Below are 20,539 nucleotides of genomic sequence, written 5' to 3'. Positions count from 1 at the left end.
TGATTAATCTAATATTAATAAAATTGTTCCATGTGAAACGAATACATTTACACTAAAAGTAGTGAACATTTAGTAACTCAGCTACTTAAACTAAGTAGATTTTTAAAATTACTAAACATAATAAAAAAACGTCAATCCCATTAGAAATTGACGTTTTTTGCATACATTTTTTATAATCTTTTCTAATCATTATCAAATATGATTTTCAAAAAATATTATATTTTTATACAGAAAAACTTAATCTTGGAACAAATGTTTCAAAATGAATACGTTCTTCTGGAATTTCAAGCGCTTGTAGATTTAACATCATTGAATTTAAGAATGAACTTCCACCACAAATATAAATTTCTGTTTCATCATCAAGATATGCCTCTAAATCTTTTTTTTCTATATAACCATCCTCATCACGTAAATGAGCATGAAATATACTTTTCTCTGATTTTGCGTTAATTGATTTAATTGTATCTTCAAAAGCAATATTATCGCTATCTGAAGTTACCTGAATAAATGTAGCAGATAAATTAGCTTCAACAGCTTCTCTATACATTGAAACAAGTGGTGTTACACCTACGCCAGAACCTAAGAATAATTGTTTTTTATCTTTATTTACTAAACCAAAACCACCTACTGGTGCAGATAACTCTAATGTATCTCCAATTTTAACTTCGTCATGTAAAATCGTTGAAACTTCACCTTCATGTTCTTCTGTAAAATCTTTTCTTACACCAAATGTTAAATAATCACGATTTCCATCTACAATGGAATAATGTCTTTTAGCCTGATAAGGTAATTTCTTATTTGAAATATTTACAGTAATATACTGACCTGGTGTGAATTGACTTAAATCAATATCCTCTGATTGAATCGTAAATGATTTAATGATTTCTGTTTCTTTTTGAATATCAGTGACTTCAAACGGTTTAAATCCTTCCCAAGCCATTTGGCTATAAACTTCTTTTTCTAAGCCAATAAATGCGTCTGCGATTGCTTGATAAGCTTTAATCCATGTTTGAATAATTTCACTATCATCAGTCAATCCAGTTACTTCTTGAATCGCCCAAATTAAATTTTCACCTACAATCGGATAATGCTCAGGTTGACTTGTAATGCACAATGTTTGTAGACCACTGGCATGATAACCGGAACAATTGGAGATAAATCATCAATATTATCAGCTGCAGCTAAGACAGCCATAGCAAGTGCTGAAGATTGTAAACCTTTTTTCTGGTTCGTTTGGTTAAATACGTTTTTTAATTCTGGATGCTCTTCAAATAACCTTTTATAAAAAATAGAGGTAATATTTTGTCCTTCGTCTTTTAGAAGTGGCACTGTTTCTTTAATTATCTTGATTTCTTCATTCGTTAACATATAATCTCTCCTTAATAGTAATTTAAGATAGATTAAGACAAAATAATTATATTAAATCACCTTATTCAAATAAATTACTAACATTTTTATTATCGTTTTAAGATATTAATGAAAACCTATCTTTAGCATACTATTTAAAATTTTTTTGTAAAATCAAGTGTTTGGAAAAAATGTTATGACTATAAAATTAGAGCGTATTTGCGGTTCTAGTATTTGTATATTAACAGATAGCATTGGGCCTAATGGTATTTCTAAAGAAGAAACTAATTTAGATTGTTGGATATATGATATTGCCCTTCAAAAAAATTATGATAAAAAAAGGTCTAAAAAGATACTTTAAAAATTAAAAAATAGCACAAAATAACAGTACTATGACCTAGTTATTTTGTGCTAAAAATGAATAACATATGCAAGCAGTTGTTTTAAAAGGATGGCTTAAAACAGTCATTTTTCAAACACCTTGTAATAAAAAATCTATGCCACTTAAGTGTGACCAAGCTAAGTGATAGATATTTTTAATTTTAACTTGTTTTCTATTCTTTTTAATTGGCATATCTTCTTTTATATTTTTTCTAGGAGCCTTGTTTTTTATAGGTTTTATTGGGCCACCAGATGCTTTCGAGCTAAACATTACACATTTACCCTTTAAATCTCTTATCCATCCATTTTCAAACCAACCTAAATGACTCCCATTAAAACCATATACTTTATTACATTGAAAATAAACGACTGCTCTACCATTAAAAAGATAAATATGGATATTATCTTCGGTATAGGCTGTAGCATCACCATTTTTGTCGTAAAAGTTCATTTTAAACCTTCTTTAATGCTTATTTTTATAGTTAAAAATATATTTTACAATTGAAAAATTCATTACAGTTAAAGCTATAATAATACTGTGAGTATTTGAAAGTTAAATTTAAAAACATTTTTTATTTTAAGTGTAATCCACCACTCACGGGGAAGTAATGTCCTGTGTAAAAACCATCATCGTCATTCACAAAAAAGTTAACTGCACGAACAACATCTTCTGGTTTAGCTATTCTTTTAGCGGGTGTTATTTCGGCAATACTTTTAATAATCTTAGTTTGTGATTTAGTTCGGTCTGTTTCTATCATACCTGGACCAACAACATTCGAAGTGATACCATATTCACTCATTTCAAGTGCTACATATTTTGAAAAAGTACTTATTGCAGCTCTAGAACTACCATGATGAGCTACATTATTTGACGGTTTTTCACTAGATAATGATCCTATATAAATAATACGACCATAATGATTTTGTTTCATAGTGCCTAAAACAGCTTTTGTCATATTAAAGGCTGCGCCCATATCTTCATTTAAATTTTTAGACATGTCTTCCCAAGTCATGTCTTCAATTGACATTGGTCTAAATAATGGACCAGCATTGTTTACCAAAATATCAACAGTACCGAATGATTTTAATGCTTCATTAACTACTCTCTGCGAGCCATCAATGGTTGTGACGTCAGCTTGCACAATAATGGCGTTGGAACCTAAATCTTTAATTTTTTCTTGGACACCTTCAACACTTTTTTCATCATTTAAGTAATTCAATACAATATTGACACCTTTTCTGCTAAATTTATAGCAATAGCAGCACCTAGACCTCTACCGGATCCTGTAACAATCGCAACTTGATTATTTATAGACATATTTTGTACTCCTTTGATTTAAATATTGTATTCATTTCCCATAGATATAGATATTCTATTCCATGTATTAATTTGTGCAATTGTAAATATTAAATCGGCATATTCCTCTTCGTTATAATTTTCACGAACGCGATTATAGAGCGCATCCGGAACTTTATGATTAGAAATTAACGTAACATGTTCAGCTAATTCTAGTGCCAATTTTTCAGCGTCGCTGTATATATTAGTATCTTCCCAAGCATTTAATAAATAAATTTTCTTTTCGTCTATACCTCGTTTTCTAGCATCTGTAGTGTGCATGTTTAAACAAAATGCACAACCATTCAATTGAGAAACTCTTATTTTTATTAATTCTTGCAATTTGTTGTCGATTGTATTTTTTTTCAATAATTTTTCCATTTCATACATTAATTCAATATTATCTGAGGCAATTTCTTCATAATTCATTCGTAAACTCATCTTATACACTCCTTATTTTTTAATGTAATTGATAGATACGTCTGTCATGATACTTAAATCTATTTCTGTTAATTTTTGCTCTATAAGCTCTACTATATTTTGTAAATTTGCTTCATCATTTTTATTAAAACGATGAATCGTTGGTGCATCTATATCTAACACGCCAATTATCATATTATCTACAAATATAGGTAATACAATTTCTGATTTACTGTTTGAATCACAAAATATATGATTTGGATATTCGTAAACGTCTTCTACATTTATTAAATTACGCTGTGTTACAGCATCTCCGCATACACCAGATTCCAATTTTAAATGTGAACAAGCTGGTTGTCCTTGAAAAGGACCTAATAATAATTCTTCATTTTTTATAAAATAAAAGCCTAGCCAATTTACATTTGGTAAATTTGAATAAAGTAAAGATGAGATATTAGAAAAAATGGTAATAGGTTCTACTTCATCTTCTATTAAAGCTACTAATTGCTTAGCTAAACTGCCATAGTTTGTGGAATTATTAGTCATTATGACTACTCCTAATTTTATTCTTTATTTTTTATAAGATAATCTTGTACTTCTTTTTTTATTCTTATAATCATTAGTGAAAAACACAGCCTGTGGTTTATCTAATTGATCATAATATGTGATTGAAAATGTTGGTATTTAAGACAATTTCTATATGATTATCAGCAAAAAATTCTCTTTTTCTAATAAAGGTATAGAAGTATTTTCATTATCTTGCATCCACACTTTCGTCAAAGGGGGATTATCATATGGCAATCGTTCCTCACTTTGAACAATTTTAATGCCACCTTGATACCCTTTTTATTTAATTTCTTTACTGCAAATATACTTACTATAGACCCACCTACAATTACAACATTATCATCCATATTAAAGTACTTCTTTATAAATTATATTTGTTGATAACGTCATGATTACCTGTCACAGAGATTGTTGCACCAGTTATATAACTTGATTTTTCTTCACAAAGAAAATTAATGACACGAGAAATATCTTCACCATATTCTTTTCTTTGAATCTCAAAATGAGATAATTCATTTCCTTTATGCTCAGCTATATTTTTTTCTTTATCATCACCTAAAATATCACCTGGACAAATTGTATTAAATGTTATTCCAAAACGCGCTTCTTCTTTTGATAAAGTTTGTGTTAATGATATGACACCTGTTTTTGCAGCGGCATATGCGCCTCGATATATCCAACCTGGTATATTTTGGCTTTGATCAAAACCAAATGTTATAACTCTCCCCCACTTATTCTTCCTCATAATAGGAATAACTTCTTTAACTAAAATGAAAAAACTTTTTAAATTACCGTCAACCATAGCATTCCATTCTTCATAAGTAGTATCGACAATGGTTTTCTTCCCCTTAATAAATGGTCCTGCATTATGAATTAAAATATCTAAGCGCCCCATAGTAGACATAATTGTTTGAATCATATTTTTTACATCATTTATTTTGGATACGTCTGCTTGGATTGCTATAACATTCACACCAAATTTATGCTTGATTTCATCAACTAATTTTTGTGCTTCTTCCTTACTTTTTCGATAATTAATAACTATATCAATTTCATTAGCAGCTAAATCAAGCGCTGTTTTCTTACCTAAACCTTTTGCACTACCAGTAATTAAGGCTACTCTTCTACACATAATTACACACCTTATTCTAATTATTTATTGATTAAAGTTAAAAATTCATTTCTTGTATTATAATTTTTATGAAATAACCCATGTACAGCTGAAGTGATTGTAGAAGATTGTTCTTTCTTGATACCTCGGCTACACATACACATATGTTTAGCTTCAATCACTACCATGACACCTCTAGGTTCTAACACCTCATTGATTGCTTGTGCAATTTGAGTTGTTAATCTTTCTTGTACTTGAAATCTTCTCGCATATCCTTCGACTACTCTAGCAATTTTTGATAATCCAGTTACCTTTTCATTAGGTATATAACCAACATGAACAACACCATAAAATGGAGCAAAGTGATGTTCACACATTGAATAGAATTCTATATCCTTGACCAAAACCATGTCGTCTTGTTTAACATCAAACGTTTTTGCTAAATGCGTTTTAGGATCTTCATTATACCCTTCTGTATATTCTAAAAAAGCTTTAATAAAACGATAAGGGGTATCGATGAGACCATCTCTATCAGGATCATCTCCACATAATTCTATGATGTTTCTCACACTTTCCATTGCAAGATTCATCTGTCTTTTTTTCTCTTCAACATTATTGACAAAATTACTTGAGATAAGATCATTTACTTTTTCTTCCAAATCTATATCTTCCATATCTACACCACTTTTTAATTATTATTTATGATCACAAATTGCTTGCTTAAGCTTGCCTTTATTATTTATCTAAATAATAGCAAAAACAAACGTTCTGCTTAATAAAATATAGATTTTCAAATAATTGATTAACATTGAAATTAAATTATTCGGGTAATAATTTAATAACTGATTAATATATAACATCGTTTAAATTTATTTTTTGACGGTTATTGGAGGAATTAAGATGAAAAATGTAGGCATTATTGGGGGCCTCGGACCTGAATCAACAGTGGACTATTACCAATCTTTCATTCATAAGTACCAAGACAGAAAAAACAGTAAAAAAACACTTCCTGAGTTATTTATTAATAGCATTAATATGTATAATATTTTTGAATATATTAATAACAATCAATTTGAAGAATTAGCAAACTATGTAGGAAATGCAGCAAAAAAATTAGAAGATATTGGTGCAGATTTTATAATTATAGCTGCAAACACGCCACATATAGCATTTAATGAAATTGAAAAAATGGTAAATGTACCAATGATCAGTATCGTAGATGCAACATATGAATGCGCAGATGAAGAAAACTTACAATCATTAGGTCTTTTAGGAACTAAATTTACAATGGAACATGATTTTTTCAAAAAACAATTCACCAAAAATAATAAGCATGTTGTCGTACCTAATGAGAATGAACAACAACTAATACACCAAAAAATTGTTGATGAATTGGAAAATGGTATTGTAAATCAAGAAACTAAAGAAGACTTTCTAAAAATCATCAGTCGAATGACAAAAGAAGACAATATTGATGGTTTAATTTTAGGATGTACAGAATTACAAATGCTTTTTGATAAAAATGATTTTAATATTCCAATTTTAGAAACAATGGATATTCATGTAAATAAAATGGTTGAGGAGGTTTTTAAATGAGAGAATTAATTGGTCAATGTGAAAATTGCCATAAAGATGTTTTTTGTTTAAATGGTTTTTTAAATGGCGTGCATAAAAATAATCATTTGTATTGTTTTGAATGTATTGATACTGTCAAATAATTATTTAATTAAACACTTTTTCAAATACTTGTGATGTCAATAAAACATGATTAAATATGATTAATAACAAAGTATATTCATCGCATCAATTTGATAAATTAAAACGTGAAATGGCTAACTTCTCCAGAATTCTTAAAAGTATTGCACCTAACGATTCATAGCGTTAATAATTTAGACTACTATCAATAATAAGTTGAAATCTCGATAATTAAGAATAGTATTAAATCTTTTCAATTAGCATAATATTAGACTTTAAAATTAATAAGCGACTTCTGAATAATAAGAAGTCGCTTTTAACATGTCGCATGATAACCTTATGAATTTTTATAGAACCGTAATTTCTATTGTAATAATAACGTTTACTTTACTGTTATGCATTTTTCAGTTAGTTGAGTTACTGATTTTATATTCATTGCTGTTAAGACAAAATCAACTTCTTGTTCAACTTGACTTATTACTCAAACATGACCTCTAGGTGGTGCTCAAATAATTTTCATAAAATCCCAGAAACTAAATCTATATTATTTTTCTTTGACTTTAGTTTTTATGTTATATCATAAATAAATTGTTCTGTTAGCTCCCATTTTTTATCTGCCACATGTTCAACAAATCTTGTATCATGTGAGGTAAATAAGATAATTCCTGGGTATTTATTCATAAACACTTCTAATGCTTCTAAAGTTTTAATGTCTAAAAAATTAGTTGGTTCATCTAAAATTAACATATTCGCTTTCGTTGAAAATAATACTGCTAACGATAATTTTGTTCTTTCCCCACCACTCAAAACAATACAAGAACGCTCAAGTGCTTCATTTAAACCCAAGTTATTTAAAATAGCTCTACTGAATGATTCTGATGAATCCGTTTCATCCATTAAATATTGCAACAATGAAACGTCACGCATGTCTTCATAAGCAAGTTGACGATAGTATGCCATTTGCACTTTAGGAGAACAATCGATCCCCTCTTTTTGGTGGTAAATAGCTTCAAGCAAAGTTGTCTTACCTACACCATTTGCACCTACGAGTGCTATATTTTTGCCATATGGTATTTGGAAACGTACTTGTGTTAGCAGTTTTTGACTTCCTTTAATCAATGTTAGATTTTGTGCAATGATTGGATAATTATTATAGATATCATAAATTTTTTTTTGTGGAAAATTGAATTCATGATAACTTTGTGGTTTTTCAACTTCTTCCAAATGTTCCATTCTTTTTTCAATATGCTTAGCTTGTTTTTGAGCAGCCTTCTCAACCGTGCCTTTTTGTTTTGATGCACTTAAACGATCTGGTGCTATACTTTTATTTTTTTGTTTTGATGATGCTTGTCCCATTTGTTGCGCTTGATTTCGTTTAGCTTTACTGGCTTGGGACAATCTTTGTTTTTCACTTATATACTGTTCATATTGACGTTGGTGTTCTAACTGTTCTTGTTCATATTGATTTTGATACTGTGTGTAATTACCTTTAAACACTCTTATTGTGCCATCTTCTTGTATATCCCAAATTGTGTCAGCAATTTGGTCTATAAGTGCTCTATCATGACTTACTATAATTAAAGTACCATAATAATATTTTAAAATATTATTCAGATAATCTTTACCAATTTTATCCAAGTGATTTGTAGGTTCATCTAAAAGTAATATCGGACTATAATTTGATATGACATTAGCCAATTTATATTTTGCTTTTTCACCACCACTCATACTGTCGGTTGTATGCATAGGGATATGGAGTTCACTCATTAAACTACCGTCTAATGTGTTAAAATCATTTTCCACATCCATGTTAAGCTGTTCAAAATATTGAATTTCGCCATCCGTTTCAACCGTTCCAGATTCTGGTTTTGTTTTTTGAGCAATCATATTTAGTAATGTGGTTTTGCCAGTACCATTACCTCCAATAAGTGCTATTTTTTCAAATTGATAAGCATAAAGATTTTCAATATTAAGGGATCGAAAATCTGTCAGCTTATGTTTAATTTGGTTAAATTTAATTGTGTATTTTTCCATTTTTATACACTCCTTGTATATTTAAAGGACGTGTACGCAAAAAAATGAGACAGGCTACTCCCGTCTCATTCACATCACACTTTCAAATATCTAAAGTTTATTACTGAAGTTTTAGTATTTAAAAGTGCTTATTATTCCTATCAAAGGATAAAAAATGACATACGTCACCCTATGAGTGTGTATTGCGGACAAGCCTTTTTGAATTAATTTAATTTTGTATTCAAAAAGGGTTATCTCAGTCTCATAGAAGCAGTCATTTTAATCCTCCTCGCTTAATAAAGTACTATCAAGATAACATTTCATTACTCTTTTTACAATATCTAACTAAGAATAAGGCTCATGAACAATCATCAATACGATTAAACATACTGTCCAGTCGATTACAGAAACTGGCATGCTATTAAGGTGATAAATATTATATATTATAAGGACATTGCTGTGATGCCGTTTTCTCTTTTCTTATTCATTATGATTTTTTTCTTTTCTAGGCGGCCACACAAAATATGAAATACTAATAATTAAGTCTATAATAATGACAATTGTCCAAATATGAATAACACCATCCATGGCTTCTGTACGACTTTTATCATTAATTAAATAAACAAGTAAATGTAAAATTCCTGTACCTATAATATAAGAAAGTAAATGTTTCAACCAACTTTTAAAATATTTTTTAGAATATGCTAAACCATCGAGTTTATAAGGTTTGGGACCTTGTTTCATTACATAATATCTAAATCTATCATCAGCCCAATTTATCATACTCTTCCCAAATACAAGAGATACTGAAATATAAACTGCAGCTATAGCATGCGGCATTTCAGCTGTTGCACCATTCATGAGATCTACTACTGTTGTTATAAGCAATATTAAATCTATAACAGGTGTAAGTGCTAGGAAGAAAAAACCTAGTTTTTGTTGTTTTAAGATATATCTTGTTACCAAACCAAGTAATATTACAACCCAAAAGGCAATTTCACAAAAAATTATAAGCCACACGATAAAATTCATGGGCTGTCCTCCTTCATTGCGTTAATCTAACTATTTCTTCATCTACAATTGTTTGAATATCATCGTTTGAAATTCCGTTTGGGTTAAGTAATTTATGCAACGCCAAACCGTCAATTAATGCGTGTAATTTCATAGAGTTAAGATGAATATTCAAATTATCCTTCAACAAATGTTCGTTTTTTAATAATGTCAGAACACTATTACATAATTGATCTATCCCATCATCAAGTGTACTTTGGCCATATTCATGTATGTCATATCGAAATGCCATCCATACTTCCATATCAGCTAATCTCTCTTGATCTAATGGTAATACCGATAATAAACTTGCTTTTGCTTTGTCTATTGTATTAAGGTTTTCGGACGTAAATATTATTTCAATTCTCCTCCTCACTTTTAATTCCACTGTAGACATTACAGCATTTAATAACTCTGAATGATTTGGAAAATAATATCTAATCTGTCCAGGTGTCATTTCAGCTAATTTCGCAATTTGTCTTACAGTAGATCCCTTAACCCCATTTTCTACAATTGAGTCGAAAGCGTATTGAATAATTTGTACTTTCTTCTTTTCGTGATTTATTATTTTTGGCATGTTCTCAGTCTAACATATTTTAATACAAGTGTGTTAAATAAAATCAACACCATCAAAACAGACAAATGTCACTTTATTTCCTTATTGAGAAGTCCATCACTATAAAGAAATAGGGCTTATTGTATAATTTTATCTACAACTTGTGATACCTAAAGTTCTTTACCATACATATCAAAATAATTGGTATCTTCCATAATAATTAAATCTTTTGAATCTAATGCGCATTTATTGGCGTTTTCGTTTTATTATTCAGATTTATAAATAATAAACAACATTATTGTTTTGATTTTAATGAAACCTTTTAGCTCTCCCTAATAGACACCTTAACGCTATGTTTTATTCAATGTTGTGTAATTAATTAAGAAATAGAAAAAGCCTTAACCATATCAGTGTTAAGACTTTTACAATAAAAATATACATTAATAGTATCTCATACCAATGTTTAGTTTATGCCACATTCTAAAAAATATCTAAATCTAGTTTATTGGATTCATTCCAACTTTCCATGTTTTATATATTAATTTCCCACCTTGCATTTTAAACTTTTCATTGCTCACACCGCGTTCAAAAGGTGCTGCAGTTTCTATATTAATATTAGGTGTTACGTTTAATAAGTTAGCATACCAGTCAGCCCAAACATTGCCTTTTACAGGATCATCATCTGCTACATTATAAATACCCGAATCAAAGTTTAAGGCCTGTATCGCGGTTTCAATCGCATCATCTATATGAATAAATGATTGAACCCCATCTGTGATTGAAATTTCATTATTCATAAATTGCTTATAAATCATGCCATCTTTGCCATACCAAGTACCTGGACCATATAATAATCCATAACGTAAAATGACGTAATTTTTTATTCGAGCGGTTTCTTTTTCTAATCCATCAACACCGTCTACTGTAATTTTACGATCACCTTTAGACTCGTAATCTAAAGGTGTATCCTCAGTTGCTAACCCATGACCACTTTCATATGCGAAGGCAATGCTTTGTGATTGGATATGTTCAACACCATGCAGAATTGCTGCATCAACAAGATTTTTTGTACCTTCTATTCTAACTTTTGTGTTGGCTGACATATCAACTTGTTTTAAATCAGTAATTTCATTCATAATAATGTCTGGTTTGAAATCACCAATACTATTTTCTATCGTTTCATATTCTAAAACATTACCAATATATGCTTTAATACCTGCATTAACTAGTTTTTCTTCACCCTTTTTAGACGTTGTTAATCCAGCTACTTCATAACCTTCTTCTAATAATCGTTTGGTCAATTTCGTACCAATAAGCCCTGTAGCACCAGTTACAAATACTTTTGTCATCATAATCCACCTTTGTTAATCACAATTTATAGTTATTTTTATGTTTCTTGACTGCATTTTATATACCTTTCAAGGTGACGATACACGTGACCTTGAAAAAATTATGAAACATCTAAAAGTCATGTTCATTATAAATATCAAATTGATGATATGTGCATTGTTCTATATTTCAAAAATTTGGTATATAACAATCATCACTTTCACTCAATGATTCATTTATTAAATATACCCACAGAGCGTTTAACAATAAACAATGAACTACGTTGAATATCGCTTATTTTGCAACTAACCAGACAATCCATTAAATGATCATCAAAAATTTAATGCCCTTAATTTTTCCATTCATTTCCGATGCGTAACTTTGAACTTTTAGTGGTATATAAATAACAATATGAATCATTACATAGATTAAGGAGTGTTTAAGATGCGTATTTTAGTCTTAGGAGCAGGTGGAATTGGTGGCTACTTTGGTGGTCGTTTAGCAGAGAACCATAAAAATGTTACTTTTTTAGTAAGGCCGAAAAGAAAATCTTATTTGGAAAGGAATGGCTTAGTCATCCATAGCCACAATGGTGATTATAGTTTCACCCCACAATTGATTACTAGAGAAAATCATGCTGAACCATTTGATGTGATTTTACTATCTTCAAAATCATATCATCTTGAGCAAGCAATCGATGACTTAAAACCATTTGTTGGGGATCATACAGTGATTATTCCGCTGTTAAACGGCGTTGCACATATTCCAAAATTACAAGCTGTTTTTGGTAAAAATAAAATTATGGGTGGTTATTGCATCATTGAAACTTCATTAAATGCCACTGGTGAAGTCATACAAACAAGTGATTTTGATAAACTTTTCTTTGGAGAATTAGATGGCACAAATAGTGAAAGAGCTAAATTGATAGAGGATACTTTCGCTAATACAAAATCTGAATTTATTTTAACTTCAGATATCGAGCGTGGTATGTGGCAAAAATATCTAATGATTACAGTATTATCAAGTGTAACTACAATGATGCATGCGCCAATCGGACCAATACGTGATAGTGAAGGTGGCACTGATTTTATCAAATCATTATATGAAGAAGTTTCGTCCATTATGAGAAGCCACCAAGTCCCGATTGATAAAACAATCGTCGATAAATATATGAAAGGACTTTCTAAGCTATCTTACCATTTCAAAACATCCATGCAGCGTGATATGGAAAAAGGCTTAAATATTGAAGCCGATCACTTACAAGGCTATTTGCTGAATTTAGCCGAAGAACATCAATTAGATGCACCACTGCTTTATGCTTCATATCAAAATCATAAAGTTTATAAAGAAATGCTTCAATAAAATCTTAAACGTAAGCTAAAAATTATATGGAGGCATACAAATGACATTAAATACGTACGCACATCCTTTTGATATCGCAACAAACTTAAAACCACAAGAAACTGGCGTTTATCATGGACATACTTCTTCTGATTATGCCAATATGGTTGGCCCTTTTGGTGGTGTGATTGCATCAACATTATTACGAGCAGTTATAGAACATTCCGATTGTCTTGGTAACCCAGTTTCATTTACTGTTAATTACGCAGCACCTGTCAAAGATGGATCATTTACCATAAATGCAAATCCAGTAAGAACCAATCGCTCTACACAACATTGGTATGTCGAACTGCGCCAACATCATAATATAGTCATTACAGCGACTGCAGTTACCGCAAAGAAAAGAGATACATGGTCTTCAACCGAATTAAACATGCCAGAAGTACCAAATGCAGAAAATGTAGACAGTTTATCATTAACAGAAGTTCCACCCTGGGTGAATCATTATGATATTAAAATAATAAAAGGTGTACCTAGAGCTTACACTAAGTCAAATCATGCAGATTCAGTTACATTACAATGGATGAAAGACAAACCAAATAGACCGTTAGATTATTTATCTCTTGCCTCAATGTGTGATGCTTTTTTTCCAAGAATATATGTCCGTCGTGAAAAAGTTGTACCAATAGGTACAGTCTCTCTTACTGTGTACTTTCATTCGGACACGGTAGCATTAGCACAGCACAGCAATAATCACGTATTAGGACATACGCGAGCACATAATTTTAATGATGGTTTTTATGACCAAACTGGCGAAATTTGGAGTTCTGATGGAGAATTATTAGCTACGACAACTCAACTTGTTTATTATAAAGAATAAGACAATACAAAAAACCTAGGCCTATGATTTTGCATAGCCTAGGTTTTTTTATGATTACTGTTCTTTCATCGCTTTTTGATTCGAACGTTTTTGTAGTAAAATTGACACCACACCGACAACAACAATTAAACCAACAATACCAATGATGCCCATATATTTCGCTACATTACCAAGCACGACACCCACTACTAAGAAATCTGTGTCTGAGAATGTAGTAGCAGCACCGCCTAATTCACCTAAGAATGGCAAGAATAATAATGGTAAGAACGTGATTAATAATCCATTTAATGCAGATCCAGCAATCGCACCTCTAATACCTCCGCGTGCGTTACCAAAGACGCCTGCTGTAGCACCTAAGAAGAAGTGTGCCACCACACCTGGAAGTATCACGACACCACCAAATAAGAATAAGATGAACATCCCAATCACACCTACAATAAAGCTGACAAAGAAGCCAATTAACACAGCGTTTTGTGCATAAGGGAAGACTATCGGACAGTCTAACGCAGGTTTCGTATTTGGAACTAACTTTTCAGATATACCTTTAAATGCAGGTACGTTTTCTGCAAGAATTAAGCGAACACCCGTTAAGATAATGAACACACCAGCTGCAAACGTAACACCTTGAATAAGTGAAAACACAATGAAGTTTTGTCCATCGCTGATTTCTGAGTGCACGAAAGTAGGTGTAGCAAACAATGATGCTACAAAGTAAAGCAATGTCATTGTTAAAGAAATACTAATCGTACTTTCTCTTAAAAAGCTTAACCCCTTAGGAAAATTGATATCTTCAGTCGATTTTGATTTACTTTTAAATAATTTACCTATTTCTCCAGCAGCCCAATAACTCAATGTACCAAAATGACCCAAAGCAACTTGGTCATTTCCAGTTATTTTTTTCATTGTAGGCTGTGCTAGTGCAGGTAGTATTGCCATAATTAAACCTAAAATAACCGCTCCAATAATCACCGTTAATGTACCTGTCACATGACCAACTGACAATAATATTGCTAAAAATGCGGCCATATAAAATGTATGATGACCAGTTAAGAAAATATATTTCAAGTTAGTAATGCGCGCAATAATGATATTCACAATCATCCCAAACACCATGATTAATGCTGCAGTCGTACCATATTGTTCCAAAGCGATTGATATAATCGCTTCATTATTAGGCACAACACCCTGCACACCAAATGCATGTTGGAAAATCTTGCCAAATGGTTCTAATGATTGTGTTACTACATTAGCACCCGCACTTAAAACTAAAAATCCTAGAATCGTCTTTATCGTACCTGATGTGATATCAGTTGCCGACTTTTTCTGGACAATTAATCCAATAAATGCAATTAAGGCAACTAATATCGCAGGTTGACTTAAAATATCGACGATAAAATCAAGAATTGGCTTCATAATCTTACCTCCTTATTAATGATTAAAGTATATTTAAATCTTTTAATTTTTCATCTAGTTTTTGCTGTAATTCTTCTTTATCTAATATATTATCTAATACAATGACATCACCTAATTTTTTTGTGTTTTCTTCTAAATCTCTCCCACAAATAAATAAGTCTGCCATATCAGGACTCGCACTCATAACATCACTATGTTCAACTTTTATATCTGATGGTGCATTTAAATTTTTCAGTGCTTCTTGTGCATTCATTTCAACCATAAAACTGCTTCCTAATCCGTGCCCACATACTACTAAAATTTTCATTGTCATCATTCTCCTTTAAATATATTTATAATTTCACTTGATGTTTGTGCATTCAATAAATTATTCACTGTCTGTTGATTGCCTAATGTCGTAGCTAAACTTCTCAATACTTCTAAGTGTCCTTCATTGTCAATAGCACTTAATACAAAAACCAATGAAGCATAGTGCCCCTCTTCTGAAAAGTTAATATGTTGATTTAGCTTTAACAAACTCAAACCTATCTTTTTCACATTATTATTCGGTCGAGCATGTGCAATTGCTATTTCTGGAGCAATCACTATATAAGGACCTAATTTTTCTACACTATGAATCATGTCATCAATATACGCTTGTTGAAAATAACCTTGTTCTTGTAAAGGACTTGCAGCTATATTAATTGCCTCACGCCAACTTTCAACTTGTTCAAGTACTTGCACTTTATCTGATGATAAAATTTCTAAAGTCATTTTTTCCCTCCTTATCGTTGACTCACTTCATTTATACAGTGCATAATTGCTTCAATATTTCCTGAAAGTAATATCTTTCTAGTTTTGTTATCCATAATCAGCTCACTAAGTTGTCTCAGGGCATTTAAATGAATTTGTGGTTGAGCGGTTGCTAATGTAACAATGATATAAACAGGATCATATTGTTCATGCCCAAAATAAATACCATTTTGATAGTGTGTGATACTAAAACCCACTGTCCCTTTAACGTGCGTTGGTTGCGCATGAATTAAAGCAATATGTGGACTTATAACCATATAAGGTCCAAATGCATCTAATTGTTCAATAATTTCATCGGCATAAATACAATCAACAATTTGAGCATCAACCAAAGTTTCAATACTTTGCCTAATGGCATCATTTCTATAAAGTGAAGGTTGTTGTGTTAAAATTCTATTTTCTGGTAAGACTTCTTTCAAAGTAGGCCCCAAACCTTTGATATCATGCACATATTGTTCTCTTGAATTATTGATGATTGTGTTAATTTGTTGTCGATCATCTTTATCTAAAAATGGAGAAACATTAAGAATAGGTATCGACGCATGTTCAAATGGTACTGTTGATATGATATAGTCAACGCCTTCATGTTTTAATAATGTTTCATCAATTTCGTAGATTGAATAAGCATCTACAATTTCAAGTTCAGGATAAATATGGCGCATTCTACTTCTCAATAATTGTGAAGTACCAATACCAGAACCGCAAAGTAGCACTACTTTTATAGCATTTGTAGTAATTGCAGAAATACGTTCAATCGCTGAAGCAAAGTGTAACGTAATGTATGCAAGCTCATCTTTGTTAAAGCAAATATGATAATTCTCTTCAACGCCCCAAATATGATTGCGTAATCTTTCTACGATGTGATGATATTGTTGTAAGATTTCTTCTGCTAGAGGATTGTTATGCGTCATATCAAATTTTAATCGGTGAATAGCTGGTCTCAGATGAACAATTAAACCATTTAATAATTTAGTATCGTTAATTAAATCTATACCTAAGTCACCACTCATACGTTCTATCAATTGTTCGGTTAGAATTTCTAAGTCATCGATTGTTTCGTGCTTTTGATTCATCTCTGAAGTTTTAGCACCTAACAAATGTAAGGTAATAAAACCTGCTTCACTTTTAGGGAATTGTATATCTAGCTTTTCTTCCAAAGATGCTTTTATGAGTAATGCCACACGAAAATGGTCCGTTTCTGCCAATTTGTTATATTCCATTTCAGGTATTTCAAAAACAAATTTTTCTTTAGTTCGATGTATTGCAATTAAAATATGATAAATTAATCCATCAATTGCACTTTGTACTAACTGATAATCCGCTTCAAATAATACCGACACTACCGTCAATCGAATCGTTTCTAAAGCTTTGTTCGAAAATAGCTTGTGCCCTATTTGATGTGTATGATTTTGAAAATATTCATGTACACGTGTCGCATATGCTTTGCGGTAATTTGTTTCCTCACCTTGTATGATAAATCCTTTATTTTTAATATATTCTAACTTTAAATCATAAGAAGATAACCAAGTTTGTACATTTTTTAGATCTTCAACGATTGTTCTACGTGTAACGGATACCATATCGGCCAACGTTTTAGAAGATGTTGGCGTATTAGATTCAAACAACTTTAATATGATATAACGTATTCTTTCTTCTTTAGAATAATGTATTGAAGTCGCCATATATTTTGGAACAATATCATTCAAGGGCATTTTAGATTTAATCATTATACCTGCATTTTTATTTCTAGAAATAGTTAAATCCAAGCGTTGTGCCATACTTTCTATATATTCTAAATCGTACTGTATCGTCCTTTCTGAAACATTGAATTGGATAGCTAAATGATGAATGGTTATGAACGTTTCACGTTCAAGTAAGAATGTTAATATATGATGCTGTCTCTTGCTTAACACATGAGCAACCTCCTTACATATTTATTGTAACCGCTTACTCGTACTTTTAGATGTGTAATCTCTTTCGTCTCATAATCCGAAAAGTTGCACATCTAACATAAACGATCACTTTTTCAAATTATAATTTATTGAATAATCATTTTATATAAAAAATATCGATTAAATATAAAAAAAGAGAATCCAACGTTAATGTGTTGCATTCTCTCCTCTATATCTTCACTTTTTTGATGTCCAATAATTTATAAGTATTTACTTCAAATGAGTTATTATTGCTAAACCGTTCTAAACCACAAGAAAAATACTTTTTGATATATTTAATTAATCTAAAATAAACCAATTAATATTTGAAAACTGAAATTTATATATTGTAGTTTTATTAGCGATTAATAGAACGTGCAATCATTGACAACGTGTGTCTTTCTCCACGCAATGCCTTACTTAATTCAAATATATTTTCCACAGGTGCTAAACCACAGAAACTACCATCACCAATATGTTGAATATCCACACCACATATTTTATTTCGAATGGCAAAATCTCTAATAGTACTTGGATCAGCGCTTTCTTGACTCGTACCAATTGCTGACATGACAAGTCCCCCTTCACGATGAACTTCTTTGACAATGTCTTTAAGTTGCGCTTCATCGAAACCTGGCACTGTACCCACTGCAGGTACTAGTATAATATCAGCACCCGCTTCAAGAAATTCCCTTACATATTCTCTTGTAATCACAGGTTCATCTACACCTGAACTATGCATTTTTCCAGCGATAATCAAACCAGAAAAATGATTTCTTGTATTTTGTATTGCTTCAACTATTTTCTTATTAGATACGCCAGTTGCAGGGTTTCCTGTCATACATATAAAGTTCACCCCTAATGCTTCAAGTACTTGAACCGTTTCAGGACTTGCTTGACGTCCTTCTGCAATTTCTAAGTGTTGATCATACATATTTGTTCCGTCATCAACAGGTTCTAAGTTCACGCCAATGGGTCTACCAACGAATTGTTTTAATGTTTCTATAACCTGTTCATGTTCTTCTATATTTTTCACTTTTGGATGAAACGCATCAAAGCCATTTAGTAAAATCAAATCGGCACCAAACGCACGCGCTATTTCAGCATTGGTAATATCTGGCACGACAGGCGTTTCTGTTACTATATTTTCAGATAAAACCACCCGTCCAGCACTAGCTTTAATACTCTGTTTCAATTCTTCACCTGTCATTGCTAGTAGTTCTGAAGCATTGTTACTTAATAATCGCTTAACCATTTGGATTCCACTCCTTAATATATACTTTAGTTGCCATTTTATTTATTATAACTACATTATATAATAATGATGTTCTTTTCCTTCGTAATAACTACACAGGATTACTCTACATTTCATTATACACACCCTCTACTTATTATTATTCTTTTTTAAATAAAAAACTACTTCTATATACATTTACAATCTTTTGAATTTTAATTTAGTTAAATTTCAAAACAGTAGTGTATCGTAAATATAAATGTGATATTATATTTTAATATACATATTACAAGGGGGAATCTTTATGCAGTGTCCAAAATGTGGAAATCCTATTGAAGCATCAGATTTATTTTGTGGAGAGTGTGGTACAAAATTATCTCATCAAACGAATACAACGAACGAAACTAAAAACAAACCGAACTACACATCTGAACAAGATTCAACGCAATCTAACGCAACACAAACATCAACACAATATTCAACACAGTCTAATCCTAAAACCGAGCAGTTTTCAAAGCATTCTTCAGACATTTTCAATGAAGCTAAAACATTCTTTTCAACCGCTTTTAGACATCCGGATAAAGAACTTGTGAGTCCCCACTTTTTTTCTTACAAAACACTTTTCAGTATAATTGTAGCGGGATTACTTTTATCCATCATATTACTAACAATACTGATACCTGCAGAAGTAGCATATTTCATGTCAAGTAAAGCAAGTGTTGTGTTTAACATTTCACTTTTCTTATTAATTGCAATTGCAGTACTATTTGGAATCACTTATGCACTAATCAAAATATTAAATATTAATTCGACGTTACATAAAGTATTTTCAGATTTCGTTTTAGTTAACACCCTATCTGTCATTGCACTTTTACTTGGTTTACTATTTTTAGCAATTCATGTTCCAAGTTTTGCAATATTCCTTATCATTATTGCTATATTATTCACTTTAATTGCACCAATATATTTAATTACGAAATATAGTCACAACCAACTTATACGTATGCCTGTCATTTATTCTATATTCATCTATATCATCATTTTGGGAATCATTTTACGTATTATAGTGGAAAGTACTGTTTCTAATACATTAAGTGATTTAAGTTCATTTTTTAATACAGGTTATTAAGGAGGATGTTTCAA

General features: G+C 31.0%; 21 protein-coding genes and 1 pseudogene. 6 read left to right on the top strand and 16 right to left on the bottom strand.

Annotated features, from left to right (window positions below; translation table 11 throughout):
• Positions 1 to 223 precede the first annotated feature (223 nt).
• A pseudogene (locus KA873_RS01275) lies at positions 224 to 1,368 on the bottom strand (globin domain-containing protein).
• A gap of 175 nt (positions 1,369 to 1,543) precedes the next feature.
• Between KA873_RS01275 and KA873_RS01270 the strand changes: the two are divergent.
• Complete coding sequence (locus KA873_RS01270; protein WP_157948086.1) at positions 1,544 to 1,708, top strand: DUF488 family protein; 165 nt, start codon at positions 1,544 to 1,546, stop codon at positions 1,706 to 1,708.
• A gap of 111 nt (positions 1,709 to 1,819) precedes the next feature.
• Here KA873_RS01270 and KA873_RS01265 read toward each other — a convergent pair whose 3' ends face one another.
• From KA873_RS01265 to folE, 6 genes are all read right to left on the bottom strand, one after another.
• Positions 1,820 to 2,179 (bottom strand): 4-fold beta flower protein, encoded by a 360-nt coding sequence (locus KA873_RS01265; protein ID WP_107383545.1) that lies wholly within the window; start codon positions 2,177 to 2,179, stop codon positions 1,820 to 1,822.
• 121 nt (positions 2,180 to 2,300) lie between these two features.
• Positions 2,301 to 2,948: an SDR family NAD(P)-dependent oxidoreductase gene (locus KA873_RS01260; RefSeq protein ID WP_157948087.1), complete on the bottom strand. Its 648-nt coding sequence runs from the start codon at positions 2,946 to 2,948 to the stop codon at positions 2,301 to 2,303.
• 116 nt (positions 2,949 to 3,064) lie between these two features.
• Positions 3,065 to 3,505 (bottom strand): carboxymuconolactone decarboxylase family protein, encoded by a 441-nt coding sequence (locus KA873_RS01255; protein WP_107504502.1) that lies wholly within the window; start codon positions 3,503 to 3,505, stop codon positions 3,065 to 3,067.
• 12 nt (positions 3,506 to 3,517) lie between these two features.
• Entirely contained in the window at positions 3,518 to 4,030 is a 513-nt protein-coding gene (locus KA873_RS01250; RefSeq protein ID WP_107504503.1) for a GAF domain-containing protein, read from the bottom strand.
• A gap of 382 nt (positions 4,031 to 4,412) precedes the next feature.
• Positions 4,413 to 5,183 carry an SDR family oxidoreductase gene (locus KA873_RS01245; protein ID WP_107504504.1) on the bottom strand — a complete coding sequence of 257 codons (771 nt, stop codon included), beginning with the start codon at positions 5,181 to 5,183 and terminating at the stop codon, positions 4,413 to 4,415.
• Positions 5,184 to 5,203: 20 nt separating this feature from the next.
• The gene (gene folE / locus KA873_RS01240; protein ID WP_107383540.1) at positions 5,204 to 5,836 is read right to left on the bottom strand and encodes a GTP cyclohydrolase I FolE; all 633 of its coding nucleotides are present in this window, start codon (positions 5,834 to 5,836) and stop codon (positions 5,204 to 5,206) included.
• A 226-nt stretch (positions 5,837 to 6,062) separates the two neighbouring features.
• Here folE and KA873_RS01235 point away from each other — a divergent pair, with 226 nt between their 5' ends.
• Both KA873_RS01235 and KA873_RS13685 read left to right on the top strand, forming a co-directional pair.
• On the top strand, positions 6,063 to 6,758 hold the full coding sequence (locus KA873_RS01235; protein WP_107504505.1) for an aspartate/glutamate racemase family protein: 696 nt from the start codon (positions 6,063 to 6,065) through the stop codon (positions 6,756 to 6,758).
• The gene (locus tag KA873_RS13685) at positions 6,755 to 6,880 is read left to right on the top strand and encodes a hypothetical protein (RefSeq protein WP_258230511.1); all 126 of its coding nucleotides are present in this window, start codon (positions 6,755 to 6,757) and stop codon (positions 6,878 to 6,880) included. Before KA873_RS01235 ends, KA873_RS13685 begins: the two co-directional genes overlap by 4 nt.
• A gap of 544 nt (positions 6,881 to 7,424) precedes the next feature.
• Here the strand turns inward: KA873_RS13685 and msr(A) are convergent.
• From msr(A) to KA873_RS01215, 4 genes are all read right to left on the bottom strand, one after another.
• Positions 7,425 to 8,891 (bottom strand): ABC-F type ribosomal protection protein Msr(A), encoded by a 1,467-nt coding sequence (msr(A), locus tag KA873_RS01230; RefSeq protein WP_107504506.1) that lies wholly within the window; start codon positions 8,889 to 8,891, stop codon positions 7,425 to 7,427.
• A gap of 459 nt (positions 8,892 to 9,350) precedes the next feature.
• Positions 9,351 to 9,902 (bottom strand): hypothetical protein, encoded by a 552-nt coding sequence (locus KA873_RS01225; RefSeq protein ID WP_107383537.1) that lies wholly within the window; start codon positions 9,900 to 9,902, stop codon positions 9,351 to 9,353.
• A 13-nt stretch (positions 9,903 to 9,915) separates the two neighbouring features.
• Positions 9,916 to 10,497 carry a TetR/AcrR family transcriptional regulator gene (locus KA873_RS01220; protein WP_107504507.1) on the bottom strand — a complete coding sequence of 194 codons (582 nt, stop codon included), beginning with the start codon at positions 10,495 to 10,497 and terminating at the stop codon, positions 9,916 to 9,918.
• Between the two features lie 476 nt (positions 10,498 to 10,973).
• Complete coding sequence (locus KA873_RS01215) at positions 10,974 to 11,825, bottom strand: NAD-dependent epimerase/dehydratase family protein (RefSeq protein ID WP_107504508.1); 852 nt, start codon at positions 11,823 to 11,825, stop codon at positions 10,974 to 10,976.
• Positions 11,826 to 12,249: 424 nt separating this feature from the next.
• Between KA873_RS01215 and panE the strand changes: the two genes are divergently transcribed.
• Together panE and KA873_RS01205 are read left to right on the top strand one after the other, a co-directional pair.
• Positions 12,250 to 13,167 (top strand): 2-dehydropantoate 2-reductase, encoded by a 918-nt coding sequence (panE, locus tag KA873_RS01210; RefSeq protein WP_107504509.1) that lies wholly within the window; start codon positions 12,250 to 12,252, stop codon positions 13,165 to 13,167.
• A gap of 40 nt (positions 13,168 to 13,207) precedes the next feature.
• Positions 13,208 to 14,026: an acyl-CoA thioesterase gene (locus KA873_RS01205; RefSeq protein ID WP_107383533.1), complete on the top strand. Its 819-nt coding sequence runs from the start codon at positions 13,208 to 13,210 to the stop codon at positions 14,024 to 14,026.
• A 54-nt stretch (positions 14,027 to 14,080) separates the two neighbouring features.
• Here the strand turns inward: KA873_RS01205 and KA873_RS01200 are convergent, their stop codons facing one another.
• The 5 genes from KA873_RS01200 to KA873_RS01180 all read right to left on the bottom strand — a co-directional run bounded on the left by KA873_RS01200 (position 14,081) and on the right by KA873_RS01180 (position 19,417).
• Positions 14,081 to 15,439 (bottom strand): PTS ascorbate transporter subunit IIC, encoded by a 1,359-nt coding sequence (locus tag KA873_RS01200; RefSeq protein WP_210140144.1) that lies wholly within the window; start codon positions 15,437 to 15,439, stop codon positions 14,081 to 14,083.
• 22 nt (positions 15,440 to 15,461) lie between these two features.
• The gene (locus KA873_RS01195) at positions 15,462 to 15,746 is read right to left on the bottom strand and encodes a PTS sugar transporter subunit IIB (protein ID WP_019469010.1); all 285 of its coding nucleotides are present in this window, start codon (positions 15,744 to 15,746) and stop codon (positions 15,462 to 15,464) included.
• A 5-nt stretch (positions 15,747 to 15,751) separates the two neighbouring features.
• Positions 15,752 to 16,192, bottom strand: coding sequence for a PTS sugar transporter subunit IIA (locus KA873_RS01190; protein WP_107504511.1), 441 nt, complete (start codon positions 16,190 to 16,192; stop codon positions 15,752 to 15,754).
• A gap of 11 nt (positions 16,193 to 16,203) precedes the next feature.
• Entirely contained in the window at positions 16,204 to 18,144 is a 1,941-nt protein-coding gene (locus KA873_RS01185) for a BglG family transcription antiterminator (RefSeq protein WP_107504512.1), read from the bottom strand.
• 376 nt (positions 18,145 to 18,520) lie between these two features.
• On the bottom strand, positions 18,521 to 19,417 hold the full coding sequence (locus tag KA873_RS01180; protein WP_107504513.1) for a DUF7916 family protein: 897 nt from the start codon (positions 19,415 to 19,417) through the stop codon (positions 18,521 to 18,523).
• A 283-nt stretch (positions 19,418 to 19,700) separates the two neighbouring features.
• Between KA873_RS01180 and KA873_RS01175 the strand changes: the two genes are divergently transcribed.
• A complete protein-coding gene (locus KA873_RS01175; RefSeq protein ID WP_107504514.1) occupies positions 19,701 to 20,525 on the top strand; it encodes a zinc ribbon domain-containing protein in 825 nt (274 codons plus the stop codon).
• Positions 20,526 to 20,539: the final 14 nt, after the last annotated feature.

The organism is Staphylococcus sp. GDY8P45P (assembly GCF_017892745.1).
Taxonomy (GTDB): Bacteria; Bacillota; Bacilli; order Staphylococcales; family Staphylococcaceae; genus Staphylococcus; species Staphylococcus cohnii.
The sequence above is the reverse complement of the archived record's forward strand: the minus strand, read 5'-3'. Positions and strand labels throughout refer to the sequence as shown.

Coding starts and splice junctions, on each gene's coding strand:
- KA873_RS01270 (WP_157948086.1), top strand. CDS start 1,544: ATGACTATAAAATTAGAGCGTATTTGCGGTTCTAGTATTTGTATATTA.
- KA873_RS01265 (WP_107383545.1), bottom strand. CDS start 2,179: ATGAACTTTTACGACAAAAATGGTGATGCTACAGCCTATACCGAAGAT.
- KA873_RS01255 (WP_107504502.1), bottom strand. CDS start 3,505: ATGAGTTTACGAATGAATTATGAAGAAATTGCCTCAGATAATATTGAA.
- KA873_RS01250 (WP_107504503.1), bottom strand. CDS start 4,030: ATGACTAATAATTCCACAAACTATGGCAGTTTAGCTAAGCAATTAGTA.
- KA873_RS01245 (WP_107504504.1), bottom strand. CDS start 5,183: ATGTGTAGAAGAGTAGCCTTAATTACTGGTAGTGCAAAAGGTTTAGGT.
- folE (WP_107383540.1), bottom strand. CDS start 5,836: ATGGAAGATATAGATTTGGAAGAAAAAGTAAATGATCTTATCTCAAGT.
- KA873_RS01235 (WP_107504505.1), top strand. CDS start 6,063: ATGAAAAATGTAGGCATTATTGGGGGCCTCGGACCTGAATCAACAGTG.
- KA873_RS13685 (WP_258230511.1), top strand. CDS start 6,755: ATGAGAGAATTAATTGGTCAATGTGAAAATTGCCATAAAGATGTTTTT.
- KA873_RS01225 (WP_107383537.1), bottom strand. CDS start 9,902: ATGAATTTTATCGTGTGGCTTATAATTTTTTGTGAAATTGCCTTTTGG.
- KA873_RS01220 (WP_107504507.1), bottom strand. CDS start 10,497: ATGCCAAAAATAATAAATCACGAAAAGAAGAAAGTACAAATTATTCAA.
- KA873_RS01215 (WP_107504508.1), bottom strand. CDS start 11,825: ATGACAAAAGTATTTGTAACTGGTGCTACAGGGCTTATTGGTACGAAA.
- panE (WP_107504509.1), top strand. CDS start 12,250: ATGCGTATTTTAGTCTTAGGAGCAGGTGGAATTGGTGGCTACTTTGGT.
- KA873_RS01205 (WP_107383533.1), top strand. CDS start 13,208: ATGACATTAAATACGTACGCACATCCTTTTGATATCGCAACAAACTTA.
- KA873_RS01200 (WP_210140144.1), bottom strand. CDS start 15,439: ATGAAGCCAATTCTTGATTTTATCGTCGATATTTTAAGTCAACCTGCG.
- KA873_RS01195 (WP_019469010.1), bottom strand. CDS start 15,746: ATGAAAATTTTAGTAGTATGTGGGCACGGATTAGGAAGCAGTTTTATG.
- KA873_RS01190 (WP_107504511.1), bottom strand. CDS start 16,192: ATGACTTTAGAAATTTTATCATCAGATAAAGTGCAAGTACTTGAACAA.
- KA873_RS01180 (WP_107504513.1), bottom strand. CDS start 19,417: ATGGTTAAGCGATTATTAAGTAACAATGCTTCAGAACTACTAGCAATG.
- KA873_RS01175 (WP_107504514.1), top strand. CDS start 19,701: ATGCAGTGTCCAAAATGTGGAAATCCTATTGAAGCATCAGATTTATTT.